The sequence below is a fragment of the Parasphingorhabdus flavimaris genome, from assembly GCF_013371215.1.
Taxonomy (GTDB): domain Bacteria; phylum Pseudomonadota; class Alphaproteobacteria; order Sphingomonadales; family Sphingomonadaceae; genus Parasphingorhabdus; species Parasphingorhabdus flavimaris.
This window is the reverse complement of the sequence record NZ_JABWMH010000002.1, coordinates 580,524-595,884: the sequence shown is the minus strand read 5'-3', so window position 1 is coordinate 595,884 and position 15,361 is coordinate 580,524. Positions and strand designations below refer to the sequence as shown.

Sequence of the window (15,361 nt, the reverse complement as noted above, 5' to 3'; positions counted from 1 at the left end):
TTACCACCACTGCTCCGGTTTCGCGACGAAGCCGGCGCGTTCCTCGATTGCCAGTCCTGCGTTGAACACGCTCTGTTCGTCCAGTGCCTTGCCGATGATCTGCAGCCCGAGCGGGAGGCCCTTGCCGTCCAGTCCGGCAGGCACCGACATTGCCGGCAGTCCGGCCAGCGAGCTGGGCACGGTGAACACGTCATTCAGATACATGGCCAGGGGATCGTCGCTTTTCTCGCCCAGGCCGAAGGCGGCGCTGGGTGCGGTCGGGGTCAGCAGCAGGTCGCAGCTGTTCCAGGCCTTGTCGAAATCCTGCGCAATCAGCGTCCGGACCTTCTGCGCCTGGGTATAATAAGCGTCATAATAGCCGGCGCTGAGCACATAGGTGCCGATCATGATCCGGCGCTTCACCTCGTCGCCGAAACCGGCTTCGCGGGTGGCGGCATACATGTCCTGCAGCCCTGCCCCGTCCGGCAGGTCGCGCAGACCATAGCGCACGCCATCATAGCGCGAGAGGTTGGACGATGCTTCGGCGGGAGCGATGATATAATAGGCGGGCAGCGCATATTTGGTGTGCGGCAGCGAGACATCGACGATGGTCGCGCCGGCATCCTTCAGCATCTCGATGCCTTTCTGCCAGAGCGCGTCGATATCGGCAGGCATATTCTCGACCCGATATTCCTTGGGAATACCGATTTTCTTGCCTGCGAGATTGCTATTGAGCGCCGCTTCCCAGTCGGGGACGGGCAAATCGAGCGAGGTTGAATCCTTGGCATCGAAGCCGGCCATCGATTCGAGCATGATCGCGCAATCGCGGACATCATGGGCCATCGGTCCGGCCTGGTCGAGCGAGCTTGCAAAGGCAATCGTGCCCCAGCGCGAGCAGCGGCCATAGGTCGGTTTGAAACCGGTGATGCCGGTGAAGGCCGCCGGCTGGCGAATCGATCCGCCGGTGTCGGTGCCGGTTGCTGCGGGCGCGATCCGTCCGGAAACGACGGTCGCGCTGCCGCCCGACGAACCGCCGGGAGTGAGGTCAGCATTGCCGCCGTCATTGCGCCGCCATGGCGAGATGACATTGCCGAAGGCGCTGGTCTCGTTCGAGGAGCCCATGGCGAACTGGTCGAGGTTGAGCTTGCCGAGCATGCCGGCGCCGGCCTTGAAAAGATTGGCGGAAACCGTCGATTCATATTGCGGGACAAAGCCCTTGAGAATGCCGCTGGCTGCGGTGGTCTCGACGCCTTGGGTGCAGAACAGGTCTTTCATGCCGATCGGAACCCCGGCCATCTTGCCCAGATCTTCACCAGCCGCCTTGGCCTTGTCAGTCGCTTCCGCAGCGGCCAGAGCGTGTTCCGGCGTCTCGACAAGGAAGGCGTTCAGCGGTTTTGCCGCTCTGACCCGTGCGATAAAGGTCTCTGCAACTTCCTTTGCGGTGAAATCGCCATCGGCGATGCCGCTGCGGATGCCTGCGATACCCAATTGATATATAGCGGTCATTATTCGATCACCTTCGGAACGGCAAAAAAGCCATGTTCGGCAATTGGCGCGTTGGCCAAGATCTTTTCGCGAATCTCGCCGTCTGTGACGACATCCTCGCGCAGCCGCAGCTTGTTCGGAATGACCGCCGTCATTGGTTCGACCTTCGATGTATCCACTTCGCCCAGTTGCTCGACCCAACCCAATATCTGGTTGAGTTCAGGCACGAAGGCATCCGCTTCGGCTTCGGTGATCGCGATCCTCGAGAGGCTGGCGATCTTTTTGACGGTTTCCTTATCGATTGACATGACTCATTCTTTTTCAGTTCATCTTTTTTCGGGTAATGCGGATATATATTGTGTACCGAGCGCCGCTAGCACTGGCGCGGAGCGGCTTCAAGCGGATTGAAGCGCCCACATATTGGTTGGAGTATCTTTTGGCCCGTAAATTTCTCTACTTCGTCGCAAGCATGGTCGTCCTCCTGCTTGCCGGCGCCTTTGTTTTTCAGGTCTATGGCGACGAGCTGATGGAAGTGGCATTCGTGCCCGACACTGAGTTCACGGCGCAGGAAGTGCTGGAAAACAACGTCTATGCCGATACCGGCATGTGGCTGGCGCGTCCGGAACTGGTGAAGGGAAACCCTGCCCTTTGGCTGCCGGCCGGCTATGAAGACAGTGACGAAGCGTTTCCGGAAGCGAAGAAAGCCGCAGTCTTTTTCCTTCACCCGACGTCCTTTCTGAAGAACAACCGCTGGAACGCGCCGCTGGATGACACAGAATCGCAAGCCCGGGCGCGGATTTTCCTGCGCGGCCAGGCCAGCGCCTTCAACGCTATCGGAGAAATATGGGCGCCCCGCTATCGGCAGGCGACCCTGGGCGCCTTTCTGACCGAGAAAAAGGAAGGCCAGCAGGCGCTGGATGCCGCCTATCAGGATGTGCTGGCGGCGTTTGACTATTTTGTCGCCGAAATCCCCAGTGATCAGCCGATTATCTTGGCTGGGCATAGCCAGGGCAGCCTGCATCTGACCAATTTGCTCAAGGACCGGGTTGCCGGAACCCCGCTCGCCAGCCGCATAGTCGCCGCCTATGTCGTCGGCTGGCCGGTTTCGGTCGAGACGGATATCCCGGAAATGGGACTGGACGCTTGCGAAATGCCCGACCAGACGGGCTGCATCATGGCGTGGCAAAGCTTTGCCGAACCCGCCGATTATGAGCGGATCGTCAGAGTTTATGACCGAACGATCGGTTTCAATGGCCAACCACGCAAGGACAGCAAGCTGCTGTGCAGCAATCCGATCAATGGCGACGTCGATTCGGCTGCTCCGGCAAATGTCAATCTGGGAACCCTGGTTCCCAATGACGATCTCAGCGAAGCGACTCTGCTCGCTGGTTCGGTCCCTGCCCGCTGCGATGAGCGCGGCTTTCTGCTGATCGGTGATCCGCCCGAAATCGGTCCCTATGCCCTGCCCGGAAACAATTACCACGTTTATGACTATAGCCTTTTCTGGGCCAATCTTCGGGTTGATGCGCGTCGGAGGATGACAGCATTTCCGGCGCGCTGATCTCTGATGATGTCGCGGCGTTCAGCCAGGCACTGCCCGACGGTGGCAGGCTGCTCGGGCTCGATATAGGTACGAAGACGGTGGGAATGGCCCTGTGCGATTCAAACTGGACCTTCGCGACGGCGGCAGAAACGATCGAACGCCGCAAATTTTCGAAGGACCTGGAGCGCATCAAAACGGTCATTGCAGAACAGAATATTGTCGGACTGGTCGCCGGCCTGCCGCTCAACCTCGACGGCAGCCAGAGCCAGCAGACTCAGGCCGCACGCTCCTTTGCGCAAAATCTGAAACCACTGGGCCTGCCGATATTGTTATGGGACGAACGCTGGAGCACGCAAGCGGTTACGCGCGATCTGATTGCTTCTGATGTCAGCCGGAAAAAGCGGGCCAAGGTCGTCGACAAGATGGCGGCCGCCTATATTTTGCAAGGGGCCATCGACAGGCTTGCCGCGCTGCCATGATGACTCTATAGAACCCGCTTTAATGACATCGAAAAAAACCGCATCGTCGCAGACCTTTCCACCCGGATCGGATGCTTTTCCTCATCGTCATCTATTGGGTATCGCCGGGCTCCATCCCTGGGAGATATTATTTCTGCTCGAGGAGGCCAAGCAATGGGTCGATCTCAACCGGAAATCGAGCAAGCATGCGGACAGGCTGGACGGCCTGACCGTCATCAACGCCTTTTTCGAGAATAGCACCAGAACCCTGTTGTCCTTTGAAATCGCCGGAAAACGGATGGGTGCGGATGTCGTCAACATGCACGCGGCGCAATCGAGCATCAAGAAGGGCGAGACGCTGATCGACACCGCGGTCACGCTGAACGCAATGAAGGCGGATGCGATTGTCATCCGCCACGGCAGTTCCGGAGCGGTGCAGCTGATCGCCGACCAGGTCGACTGTCCGGTACTCAACGCGGGTGACGGCAGCCACGAGCATCCGACACAGGCACTGCTTGACGCCCTGACCATCCAGCGGCGCAAGGGCGAGATCAGCGGGCTGACCGTCACCATTTGCGGCGATGTGATGCACAGCCGGGTGGCACGGTCCAATATTTACTGCCTGACCACGCTAGGTGCGAAAGTCAGGGTTTGCGGACCGCCTTCGCTGCTTCCCGCCGCATTGGACCGGTTCAATGTGGAAGTGTTCAGCAATTTCGACGGGTCCCTGGAAGGCAGCGATGTCGTGATGATGCTGCGGCTGCAGAACGAACGGATGAATGGCGATTTCATCCCCAGCCCGCGCGAATATCATTATCTCTACGGACTGACCCGCGAGCGGCTGATGCTCGCCAACAAGGACGTGCTGGTCATGCACCCGGGGCCGATGAACCGGGGCGTCGAGATTGATAGCGATGTGGCCGATGATCTCGACCATTCTGCCGTGACCGAACAGGTCGAGATGGGGGTTGCCGTGCGGATGGCCTGTCTCGACATTTTGACCCGCAAGTCTCGCGGCGTGGAGGGCTGGTCATGAAAAAACATTATACCAATGCGCGCCTGATCTTGCCGAACGAGGCTCAGCCCATTGAAGGCTCCCTGATCGTGGACGGTGACCGCATCGCCTCGGTCGGACCGGCTGCAGCCGGAGAAGCCGACGAGCAGATCGATTGCAAAGGCAGGATATTGGCGCCGGGAATCGTCGATCTTGGCGTTTTCGCCATCGACAAGCCGGCCTGCCATTTTGGCGGGATTACCCGCGCTGCATTGATGCCCGACCAGTCTCCGGTTCTCGATCTGCCGGCGATGATCAGGCATAATGCCGTCGACGGAAAACCGGACTTCTGGTCCCATCCGATTGCAGCAGCAACAAAGGGCCTCGCAGGCAAGCAGCTTGCAGAGATAGGACTGATGAAACGGTCGGGCGCGAACGCCGTCGCCACCGGTCGTCAGTGGATCGCGGACAGTGGCCTGATGCTCAAACTGCTGCAATATTGCCGGTCGCTGGACCTGCCGCTCATCGTCCACAGCGAGGATGCCGGACTGACCGGCAGTGCCGTCGCCACCAATGGCGAAACCGCAACCCGGTTGGGCCTCGCCAGTGCCACAGCCGCCGCGGAGGCGGTCTCCATTGCCCGGGACATAGCCCTGGTCCGCGAGACCGGCGCGCATGTCCATTTTCGCCAGGTTACGACCGAGGCCGGCCTGGATCTGATCCGGGCCGCGAAATCGGAGCATCTCCCGGTTACCTGCGGGATCACCCCTGCCCATCTGCTTCTCTCGGACATTGCGATCCACGATTTCCGGACGTTTACCCGCCTCTCTCCCCCGTTGCGAAGCGACGACGACCGGCTCGCATGCATCACTGCGGTGAAGGATGGTACGATCGACGCCATCGCCTCCGGGCATGATCCGCGCGGCGCCGAGGATAAAAGACTGCCTTATGCCGAAGCCGCGCCGGGAATGGCCGGTGCGGAAACCCTGCTCACTCTCTCGCTGACGCTGGTGCGCGACGGAACGATCTCGATCGGCCGGCTGTTCGAGCTTTTGTCCGCCAATCCGGCGCGGATTCTTGGTGTGGAAGCGGGCCTGTTGCAAGCGGGCTATGAAGCCGATTTCATCCTGGTCGATGAAGACAGCCCGTGGCAGGTCAATACCCGCAAAATGGCCGCCGCAGCCGACAATACGCCATTTGGCGGCCTGCCCGTCCAGGGCCGGGTCACCGCCATATATAAAGGCGGCAAAGCTTATTAGCTCGCCGCCTCTATTGCATTTTCAATATGGTAGAAGAACTAGCGTGATGCCAGCTTCTTCGGTGCCTTGCTGGCCATGCGGGTTGGCGCCGCCCTGTTGATGCCTGGTGCATTGCGAACGATGCAATTGCCGCCCTTGGCCTTGATACCGTTGCACATGGCGTCAGCGGTTTGCGCGTTACCGAAGCCGATTGCGGCCAGACGGTAAAGCGTCTTGCCCTTCACGTTGATCCGCGAGCTGGCATATTCAAAGGATTTGAGATCGCTGTTCTGAGCGGACAATATCCCCCAGGCGCGCTTGGCACCCTCGGCCGATGAAAAGGCGCCCAGCTGGACCAAATGGGTCCCGGTGCTAGAGGCTCGGGGCTTTGCGGCAGGCTGGAATGCAGCTTTTTGCACCACTGGCTTTGCCTCTGGAACGGTCTGGAACGCCGCTGGTTTCGATGCAACCGGCTTGTCGCGCTCTACGACGAATTTGGTCGCCGCAACCCGAGCCGGTTTTGCATCGGCCCTGATCAGCGGAGCTTTGGCTGCTGCCTGGCTCGCCGGGATGGCAACGTTCGCCACTTTGACATTATTTTCCTTGGCCATGAAGTCGACATCATCGTCGGCGCTCGGTGCCGGTCCGATCGCCGGCAGCGGGCTGTTGCGATCAAAGCTCGCCACTTCACGTTCAAAATCCTGTTCGGCAGAAACAGCGACATCTACCGGTGCTTGTGCCTGGTGCAGAGCCAGTCGAACGGGCTGACCCGGATCGTTTGCGACCGGGGTTACATTCAATACCGCAGCAACGCGTGTTTCATAAGCGCCGGGCCGGGCCATCTGGGCCCACTGCATCACCCGGTTGCTGACCTGCGACGGAGTCACGTCCTGAAGGGCCATCAACTTGGCTTCCTGCCAGCGACCGTCCAGAGCATAGGCAAGGCCCAGGTTCTGGCGGGTTCGTCCGGTGACATTGGCTTCGCGAATTGCCTGCTCAAGCACCGCGACGGCCGTTTTGCTATCGCCGGTCAGCGCCAGAGCGAGACCATAATCTTCGGCCGGGATATGCTGGCGATTGTTGACGACGAGTGTTTTCGCTTTATCCGCCTTGCCCTGACCCAGCTGGGCGAGGCTCAGGCTGAGGATCGTACGGGCATCGGTTTTACCGAGTTCCATGGCGTCCTGGAAACTGCGTTCCGCAGAAGCCAGACGACCCGCGGCCAAATAAGCCTGACCGAGAAGAGCGCGGGTTTCCGCATTGGTGCCAACACCGGCTACCGAACGCTCGGCATAGGCAATCGCTTTTTCGATTTCGCCTTTGGCCATCGCCTTTTCAGCCTTCTTGGCATATTTGGCGCCATCTTTGACCGTTGCCGGCTTGCTCGACATGGATGCGACCGAGCCGCCGCCAAAGGGGCCGCAACCGGTCAACACGGTGGCAAACACCATGGACGAAGCAGCCATTTTCAATATCAGATCGCGTTTCATTTCTATGCCCTCGCAATAAAGTCAGTCGTTGTCGTCCAGGATCCAGACCAGAACTGTTTTAAGCAGCCCCTCGAGACGGGATCCGTTCGGCCAGTCCATCCAACTCGGGGATAGACCTCAAATATTCGTCCACAGCTTTGGTTACCAATTGCTGCGCCGAGATGTTTTTTACCGCTGTTGCCAACCGCAATTTCAGATGCCGTTCAGGGTCCATGCGGAGCGTGAACGCCGTCTTTGCGTTACGGGTCCGGGATTTTGTCGCCGGACGGGATTTCTTCGGTTGACGCTTCTGGCTTCTGGCTGCCGCCAATACCGCCGAACCTTCAGCCAGTGGCTGAACTTCGCGGGAAATCGACAGGGGCACCGGAGCAGCAACGGGTTCCGGTTCGGCTTTCTTCACCGCTGGTTCGTCAACTGTCTTGTTCCCCAGCTTGGCAGCAATTTCTTCCTGCTGATGCCTGACGACGGAACCGGGATTCGGAATCGCACCGGCCAAAGGATTATGGTGAATATGTTCGACCGGATGCGCCTCGTGATCGGGGTCAACATCATATCCCATGTCATTCCAGCCAAGATCCTCATGCACATCGCTATGCTGATCGGATGAATGATCGGGAAAGCTCGTCAGTCCCTGACGACGCATCGCCGGCTTCGCACCGCCTTTTCGTGCCAGCAAGGTGGACGAAAGAGATGCTTGTGGTTTTGGATCTCTCATTTTCTCGGCCTCTGCCATCACGAACCAACCACTCTGCGGCCAAAATTGCCGCCTGGGCGTTGGACGCCGGGATTGACATTTTGCGCCATCGCGGGCGCGCTGAAGATGGTCCGGCGGAAATTCTTCTCCAGACGGTCGGAAATATAATCCCAGAGATGGATGACTTCCTGCGCGGATCGTCCTTTTGGATCGACTTCCATGACTGTACGGCCATCGATCATCGAACCGGCAAAATCGGTGCGGTGATGGATGGTGATCGGAGCGACGGTTCCATGTTGCGAGAGAGCAACTGCCGCTTCGGAAGTAATCTTGGCTTTCGGTGTCGCGCCGTTGACCACAAAGAGCAGCGGCTTGCCGGCCCGTTCACACAGATCAACGGTCGCGCCAACTGCGCGGAGATCATGCGGACTGGGACGGGTCGGGATGACAATGAGTTCCGCGACGGAAATCACGCTCTGGATCGCCATGGTAATGGCCGGAGGCGTGTCGATGACCGCCAGCTTGAACCCCTGTTGGCGCAATATCGCCAGATCCGAGGCAAGCCGGGATACGGTGGTTTGCGCGAAGGCCGGCAAATCGGCTTCCCGTTCGTTCCACCAATCAGCCAATGAACCCTGCGGATCGATATCGATCAATACAACGGGGCCAGCCCCGGCCAGTTGTGCCTGTACAGCCAGATGACCCGACAAAGTAGTTTTGCCGGAGCCGCCTTTTTGCGAAGCCATTGCTAGAACTCGCACGCTCTTCCCCTTATTCCATCACGGGCAGAATTTGCCCAAAAACCTCTAACCGGATGCTTTTGTGACAGAGCAGGGCTAAAATAGGGTTAACAAGCTGACGACGAATTTGATTTTGTAAAAATAAATTTACATTGCCTCCGCCGCGAATTGCTGAACTGGCCTGCCAGTTTTTGCTAGACTTCAAGAGTCTCGGCGGTTTAGCACTGCCCGAACGGAGAATAATCCGCCGACATTGATCTTTGATGACCGAGGAATAGACCATGAAAAAAGCCACTCGACCGATTACCCGATTGCTTGGCATGGCGCTCATTCTGGTGTCGGCACCCGCTCTGGCCGATGTAAAGGCAGGCGTGGATGCGTGGGGCCGGGGCGATTATGCAACGGCGATCAAGGAATGGCGCGGTCCGGCTGATGCCGGCGATGCCGATGCGCAATTCAATCTTGGCCAGGCCTATAAGCTGGGCAATGGCGTTCCCAAAGATCTGGGGCAAGCGGAGAAATGGTACAAGATGGCCGCCGATCAGGGCCATCTGCAAGCCAATGACAATTACGGCCTGCTGCTGTTCCAGAACAATCGCCGGAGCGAGGCCCTGCCATATCTGCAGGCATCAGCCGATCGGGGCGAAAAACGCGCCCAATATGTTCTGGGTACCGGCCATTTCAACGGGGACTTTGTCGCCAAGGACTGGGTCAAGGCTTATGCTCTGATGACCCGTTCCTCAGCGCAGGGTCTCAGCGCGGCAACATCCAATCTGGCGGAAATGGATCGCTTCATCCCGATCGAAGACCGGCAGCGGGCGGTTCAACTGGCTGGACAGATGGAGCAGAGCGAGCAGCGGGTCAGGACGGCGCAAATCGGTGGCCTGCGACCTGTACAGTCAAGCGGTGCGGTCCAAACCGCGCAATTGCCGCCCTCGCGTCCTGCAATGCCCGATCCTGCACCGGCACCTGGCCCGATCACGCCCGGCGTCACCTATGCGCCGGCCTCCGCTCCGCTACCAGCAGCGCCGGCGGCAGCGGCAGCACCGGTTCGCGCAGCTGCTGCCGGCGACTGGCGGGTGCAACTGGGAGCGTTCAGCGACGAGGACAAGGCCAAGAATCTTTGGACCAGACTGGAAAGCAGCGTTTCGGCTCTCGCCGGGCTGCAGCCCTATCTGGTCAGGGCCGGCGAGTTCACGCGATTACAGGCAGGGCCTTTTGCGACCCGCGCGCAGGCCGAAGCGATGTGCAACAATGTCAAAGCGTCCGGCAATGACTGTCTTGCAAAGCGTCCCTAATATCCGGTTATCCGATGACCCACTGGTCAACCGCGATACCCTGGATATATAGAAGCGCCGACAGGTCATTATATTTGATGGCCACATCTGCCGCCTGCGCCGCCTTCGGCTTTGCATGATAGGCTATTCCGAGCCCAGCCCGTTCGAGCATCGGGATATCATTGGCGCCATCGCCGACCGCGATACATTGTTCCAGCGGCAGGCTGGCTACTTGGGCAGCGCTTTCAAGCACTGCGACCTTGCGCGCCGAATCGACAATCTGTCCCTCAAGGCCGCCGGTCAGTTGGCCGCCCGCCTCGCCCAATATATTGGCATGGAAGGATCCAAATCCAATCGCTTGCGCAACGGGACTGGCAAATTTGGTGAAGCCCCCTGATACCAATATCGTCGTGGCTTCACGCTTTGCCATCGTCCGCACCAGGATTTCGGCCCCCGGCATGATTTTCACCCGTTCGTCGAGACATTGCTGGATCGCAGTGGTCTGCAGCCCCTCGAGCAGCGCCACCCTGCCCCGCAACGCTTCCTCAAAATCAAGCTCTCCCTGCATCGCCCGTTCGGTGATTTCCGCGATCTCCGACTTGATGCCGGCATAATCTGCCAGCTCGTCGATACATTCGACGGTGATCATCGTGCTGTCCATATCGGAAATCAGCAGTTTTTTGAGGCGATTGGCTTCGGGCTGTACAGCGATATCTATATCGCCCCCGATTGTTTCGAGCTTCACGCGCGCCGCAACCGGGTCCCCCTGGAAGAATATGTCCACCACCCGCCCGTCGATCAACTCCGACTGCCGGATGATTGTGGCATCAACCACAGCGAGGCTGGCAATCGCCGACTGAATATCTCTCTCATTGAGGGATTCTTTTGCTATGAGCGTTGCGATGAACATGATTTCTCCGAAACTGGACAAGAATGTCGCGCTGATCGTCGGACCGACGGCCAGCGGCAAATCCGCCTTGGCATTGGAGATTGCCAAAAAGCAACCCTCGGTGATCATCAATGCCGACAGCGCGCAGGTTTATCGTGACCTCAGGATCTTGAGCGCTCGACCCAGCGACGATGAAATGGACGGGATCGAGCATCAGCTGTTCGGCTATATCGACGGCAGCGAAGCCTGTTCCGCAGCGCGCTGGGCCGATGACGCCAAGACGGCAATTGCGGCAGCCCATGATCGTGACAGACTGCCGATACTGGTGGGCGGCACAGGGATGTACGTCCGGGTCTTGCTCGACGGCATTGCGCCGATTCCCGAAATCGTTCCTGAAATCCGTGCCACGATCAGAAAAATGGAACTATTGGAAGCATATCGAGCGCTCGCGGAGCTCGACCCCGTGTCAGCCTCAAGACTGCATCCAACCGACACCACCCGTATCCAGCGAGCACTGGAAGTGGTCCGCTCGACCGGCAAGCCGCTCGATCACTGGCACCAGCAAAAGACCGGCGGGATAGCCGGCGAGATCAGACTGCACCCGCTGATTCTGTTGCCGCCGCGCGAATGGCTGTATCAACGCTGCGACCTGCGTTTGCACCAGATGATCGAAGAGGGAGCGGCCGAAGAGGTGGAAACGCTTCTGTCTCGCAACCTGCCGGCGGAGCAACCGGTGATGCGGGCGATCGGCGTCCCTGATATCAGCGGGTGGCTGACCGGGGATCTGACGGAAGAAACCGCGGTTGAGCGCGCCCAGGCGGCCACCCGGCAATATGCCAAACGCCAATATACCTGGTTTCGCAACCAGTGTCCGGCTGAATGGCCGAGGATTGAAGAGCCATTAAATAATCATTTTGACGACATAATTGAAACTTTATTACGTAATTAGCCCTTGACATAATATATTCAGATATGTAGCCAGCCCCGAATTAACTAGGCCTTGCCTATTGTGGTGCAGTGCATCATGGCGGGCGGCAAGCACGAAACAGACAGTTACGGGAGCATGATGTGGCCGAAAAAAGCGGCGCCGACATATTGGTCGAAACCTTGATGGATCTGGGCGTGGATACCGTTTTCGGCTATCCTGGCGGTGCGGTGCTGCCGATTTACGACGCGCTTTACGAGCACCCCAAGATCAAGCATATCCTGGTTCGTCACGAACAGGCAGCGACGCACGCCGCAGAAGGCTATGCGCGCTCAACCGGAAAGCCCGGTGTCGTTCTGGTCACCTCCGGGCCGGGCGCTACGAATGCGGTAACCGGTATCACCGACGCGTTGATGGACAGCATTCCGATGGTTGTCATAACCGGACAGGTCGCGACCAATCTGATCGGCACCGACGCCTTTCAGGAAGCAGATACGGTCGGCATCACCCGCCACTGCACGAAGCATAATTATCTGGTGAAAAAGCCTTCGGATCTGGCGCATGTCGTCCAGGAAGCCTTTCACATCGCCACCCAGGGCCGCCCCGGCCCGGTGGTCATCGACATTCCCAAGAACGTCCAGGTTGCGGCAGCAGAATTCAGCCGCAACGCCGCTGTCGCCAATTCCCGCTATCAGCCGCAAACCGAGGGCGATTTCAAGGATATCAACACCGCGGTCGAGATGATCATGAACGCGAAAGCGCCGGTTCTCTATACCGGCGGCGGGATTATCAACAGCGGCCCCAAGGCGAGCGAGACACTGAGGGAACTGGCCGAATTGCTCGGATGCCCGGTAACCTCCACCCTCATGGGTCTGGGTGCATTCCCGGCCTCCTCCGACAAATGGCTGGGTATGCTGGGCATGCATGGCACTTTTGAAGCCAATATGGCGATGAACAAGGCTGACCTCGTGGTCTGCCTTGGCGCCCGGTTCGACGACCGGATCACGGGCCGGCTCGACGCATTTTCGCCAAACAGCAAGAAAATCCACGTCGACATCGACCGTTCGTCGATCAACAAGACCATCCGTGTCGATCTGCCGCTGGTCGGTGACGTCGGCCGGGTGATGGAACAGATGATCGCCGTCCTCAAGGGCAGACGCTTTGCCACGCCGGACTACGGCGAATGGTGGTCCCGGATCACCGGCTGGCGGGCGACCAATTGCCTTGATTATCCCGAAAACAAAAAGGAAATCATGCCGCAGCTGGCGATCCGCAAATTATGGGAAGCCACGCACGAACGCGAGCCGATCATCACCACCGAAGTCGGCCAGCACCAGATGTGGGCGGCCCAGCATTTCGATTTCGAAAACCCCAATAAATGGCTGACCAGCGGCGGTCTCGGCACGATGGGCTACGGCCTGCCTGCAGCGATTGGCGCGCAGCTGGGCAACCCCGATGCGCTGGTCATCGACATAGCCGGCGAAGCATCGATCCAGATGAATATCCAGGAGCTCGGCACCGCCACCCAATATCGCCTGCCGGTCAAGATATTCATCCTCAACAACGAATATATGGGGATGGTTCGCCAATGGCAGGAACTGACCTATGAAAGCCGCTATTCAAACAGTTATAGCGATAGTCTTCCAGACTTTGTGAAGCTGGCCGAAAGCTATGACTGGACCGGCATAAGAATCGAGGATCCCGCCGATCTCGAAGCCGGTATCCAGAAAATGATCGAGACCGACGGACCGGTGATGGTCGATTGCCGGGTCGCGAAACTGGCAAACTGCTTTCCCATGATCCCGTCCGGTGCAGCCCATACCGAAATGCTTCTGACCGAAGCCGACGTTAAGGGTACGATGGACGACCAAGCAAAGGCTCTAGTCTGATGCATATTCACGAAGAAGCCGTTGAACGGCATGTTCTCGCCGTTCTGGTTGACAATGAAGCCGGCATATTGGCGCGGATCGCCGGCATGTTCACCGCGCGCGGCTATAATATCGAAAGCCTGACCGTCGCCGATATCAGCGAAGATCACGCGATCAGCCGGATTACCATCGCCACCAACGGACCGCCGCATGTGATCGAGCAGATTATCGCCCAGCTCGACCGGCTGGTGCCGGTCCACAGCGTCCGCGACCTGACCGAATCCGGTCCGCATGTTCAGCGCGAGCTTGCGCTGGTGAAAGTCGCCGGAAAGGGCGAGAACCGGATCGAGGCCATGCGCCTTGCTGACGCCTATCGGGCCCGGATCGTCGACGCCTCGACCGAGAGCTTCATCTTTGAAATCACCGGCGCGCCGGAAAAAATCGAGACATTCGTGACGCTGATGCGCGAAGTCGGACTGGTCGAAGTCGGCAGGACCGGCGTCGTCGCGGTTTCACGCGGCCCGAATGCCGGCTGAACGGAATATTGCTCATATCTTCCGGTTCGCGCCGGTTGCCGTGAGCTCTCTCACCCTTTTGACAATCATCTGAATATAAGGAAGAAAAATGAAAGTCTATTATGACGCCGACGCTGACCTCGGCCTGATCACCGGCAAGAAAATCGCAATCGTCGGCTATGGTAGCCAGGGCCACGCCCATGCCCAGAACCTGCGCGACAGCGGCGTAAAGGACGTGGCGATTGCCCTGCGCGCCGGTTCCGCCACCGCGAAAAAGGCAGAAGGCGCCGGATTCCAAGTCATGACCAACGCGGAAGCGGCGAAATGGGCCGATGTCGTCATGGTCCTCGCGCCCGACGAGCATCAGGCTGCCATCTACGCCGATGACCTCCACGCCAATATGAAAGAGGGCGCCGCCCTCGCCTTCGCTCACGGCCTCAACGTCCATTTCGGACTGATCGAGCCGCGCGAAGATCTTGACGTGATCATGATCGCGCCAAAGGGCCCCGGCCACACGGTGCGCAGCGAATATCAGCGCGGCGGCGGCGTTCCCTGCCTGATCGCGATTGATCGCGACGTTTCCGGCAATGCCCATGATGTGGCGCTGGCTTATGCTTCCGGCGTTGGTGGCGGACGCTCGGGGATTATCGAAACCAATTTCCGCGAGGAATGCGAAACCGACCTGTTCGGTGAACAGGCGGTTCTCTGCGGCGGCATCACCCATCTGATCCAGGCGGGTTTCGAAACCCTGACCGAAGCGGGCTATGCTCCGGAAATGGCCTATTTCGAATGTCTGCATGAAACCAAGCTGATCGTCGATCTTCTCTATGAAGGCGGAATTGCCAACATGCGCTATTCCATCTCCAACACCGCGGAATATGGCGACATCACCACCGGCCCCCGGATCATCACCGCCGACACCAAGGCCGAGATGAAACGGGTATTGGAAGATATTCAATCCGGGCGTTTCGTGAAGGATTTCGTTCTCGACAACCGCGCCGGACAGCCGGAACTGAAAGCGGCCCGGAAGCAGGCCGCCGCCCATCCGATCGAGGAAACCGGCGCCCAGCTGCGCGCCATGATGCCGTGGATTGGCGCCAACAAGCTGGTCGACAAAGAAAAGAACTAGCACCGGCTCTCGGTTTTTTGGCCGTCTGGCGAATGAACTATCAGTTATCAGGGGCAGCGAAGGTCTACTTCGCTGCCCTTTTTCATGCAAACAGACTTGATTTTCCGGCAAAGTCGAATAACATCACGAACATGACG

The 15,361-nt window shown here is 58.8% G+C and carries 16 protein-coding genes; 9 read left to right on the top strand and 7 right to left on the bottom strand.

Annotation, left to right across the window (positions count from 1 at the left end):
* Together gatA and gatC are read right to left on the bottom strand one after the other, a co-directional pair.
* Complete coding sequence (gatA, locus tag HUO14_RS07545) at positions 1–1,485, bottom strand: Asp-tRNA(Asn)/Glu-tRNA(Gln) amidotransferase subunit GatA (protein ID WP_176279242.1); 1,485 nt, start codon at positions 1,483–1,485, stop codon at positions 1–3.
* Positions 1,485–1,772, bottom strand: a complete 288-nt coding sequence (gene gatC, locus HUO14_RS07540; protein WP_176279241.1) for an Asp-tRNA(Asn)/Glu-tRNA(Gln) amidotransferase subunit GatC — start codon at positions 1,770–1,772, stop codon at positions 1,485–1,487. The genes gatA and gatC overlap by 1 nt, the downstream gene beginning before the upstream one ends.
* Before the next feature lie 128 nt (positions 1,773–1,900).
* Between gatC and HUO14_RS07535 the strand changes: the two genes are divergently transcribed.
* The 4 genes from HUO14_RS07535 to HUO14_RS07520 are packed head-to-tail and all read left to right on the top strand — an operon-like array spanning position 1,901 to position 5,718.
* Complete coding sequence (locus HUO14_RS07535) at positions 1,901–3,025, top strand: DUF3089 domain-containing protein (protein WP_176279240.1); 1,125 nt, start codon at positions 1,901–1,903, stop codon at positions 3,023–3,025.
* Positions 3,022–3,486 (top strand): Holliday junction resolvase RuvX, encoded by a 465-nt coding sequence (ruvX, locus tag HUO14_RS07530; protein ID WP_176279535.1) that lies wholly within the window; start codon positions 3,022–3,024, stop codon positions 3,484–3,486. Before HUO14_RS07535 ends, ruvX begins: the two co-directional genes overlap by 4 nt.
* 22 nt (positions 3,487–3,508) lie before the next feature.
* Positions 3,509–4,501 (top strand): aspartate carbamoyltransferase catalytic subunit, encoded by a 993-nt coding sequence (locus HUO14_RS07525; protein WP_176279239.1) that lies wholly within the window; start codon positions 3,509–3,511, stop codon positions 4,499–4,501.
* On the top strand, positions 4,498–5,718 hold the full coding sequence (locus tag HUO14_RS07520; protein WP_176279238.1) for a dihydroorotase: 1,221 nt from the start codon (positions 4,498–4,500) through the stop codon (positions 5,716–5,718). Before HUO14_RS07525 ends, HUO14_RS07520 begins: the two co-directional genes overlap by 4 nt.
* A gap of 38 nt (positions 5,719–5,756) precedes the next feature.
* On the opposite strand, the gene HUO14_RS07515 is transcribed toward HUO14_RS07520, so the two are convergent.
* The 4 genes from HUO14_RS07515 to HUO14_RS07500 are packed head-to-tail and all read right to left on the bottom strand — an operon-like array spanning position 5,757 to position 8,904.
* A complete protein-coding gene (locus tag HUO14_RS07515; protein ID WP_176279237.1) occupies positions 5,757–7,187 on the bottom strand; it encodes an SPOR domain-containing protein in 1,431 nt (476 codons plus the stop codon).
* Between the two features lie 58 nt (positions 7,188–7,245).
* Complete coding sequence (locus HUO14_RS07510; protein ID WP_176279236.1) at positions 7,246–7,902, bottom strand: hypothetical protein; 657 nt, start codon at positions 7,900–7,902, stop codon at positions 7,246–7,248.
* A 17-nt stretch (positions 7,903–7,919) separates the two neighbouring features.
* Positions 7,920–8,642, bottom strand: coding sequence for an AAA family ATPase (locus HUO14_RS07505; RefSeq protein WP_176279235.1), 723 nt, complete (start codon positions 8,640–8,642; stop codon positions 7,920–7,922).
* A 10-nt stretch (positions 8,643–8,652) separates the two neighbouring features.
* Complete coding sequence (locus tag HUO14_RS07500) at positions 8,653–8,904, bottom strand: hypothetical protein (RefSeq protein WP_176279234.1); 252 nt, start codon at positions 8,902–8,904, stop codon at positions 8,653–8,655.
* On the opposite strand from HUO14_RS07500, the gene HUO14_RS07495 reads away from it, so the two are divergent.
* Positions 8,903–9,919 (top strand): SPOR domain-containing protein, encoded by a 1,017-nt coding sequence (locus HUO14_RS07495; RefSeq protein ID WP_176279233.1) that lies wholly within the window; start codon positions 8,903–8,905, stop codon positions 9,917–9,919. The genes HUO14_RS07500 and HUO14_RS07495 overlap by 2 nt on opposite strands.
* A 7-nt stretch (positions 9,920–9,926) precedes the next feature.
* Here the strand turns inward: HUO14_RS07495 and serB are convergent, their stop codons facing one another.
* Complete coding sequence (serB, locus tag HUO14_RS07490) at positions 9,927–10,808, bottom strand: phosphoserine phosphatase SerB (RefSeq protein WP_176279232.1); 882 nt, start codon at positions 10,806–10,808, stop codon at positions 9,927–9,929.
* Here serB and miaA point away from each other — a divergent pair.
* The 4 genes from miaA (at position 10,801) to ilvC (ending at position 15,224) form a co-directional block, all read left to right on the top strand.
* Positions 10,801–11,736, top strand: a complete 936-nt coding sequence (gene miaA, locus HUO14_RS07485; protein ID WP_176279231.1) for a tRNA (adenosine(37)-N6)-dimethylallyltransferase MiaA — start codon at positions 10,801–10,803, stop codon at positions 11,734–11,736. The two genes, serB and miaA, sit on opposite strands and share 8 nt — an antisense overlap.
* A 119-nt stretch (positions 11,737–11,855) precedes the next feature.
* Entirely contained in the window at positions 11,856–13,601 is a 1,746-nt protein-coding gene (locus tag HUO14_RS07480) for an acetolactate synthase 3 large subunit (RefSeq protein ID WP_176279230.1), read from the top strand.
* Positions 13,601–14,116 (top strand): acetolactate synthase small subunit, encoded by a 516-nt coding sequence (ilvN, locus tag HUO14_RS07475; protein WP_176279229.1) that lies wholly within the window; start codon positions 13,601–13,603, stop codon positions 14,114–14,116. The genes HUO14_RS07480 and ilvN overlap by 1 nt, the downstream gene beginning before the upstream one ends.
* Before the next feature lie 88 nt (positions 14,117–14,204).
* A complete protein-coding gene (gene ilvC, locus HUO14_RS07470; protein WP_176279228.1) occupies positions 14,205–15,224 on the top strand; it encodes a ketol-acid reductoisomerase in 1,020 nt (339 codons plus the stop codon).
* The last annotated feature ends 137 nt before the right edge of the window (positions 15,225–15,361 follow it).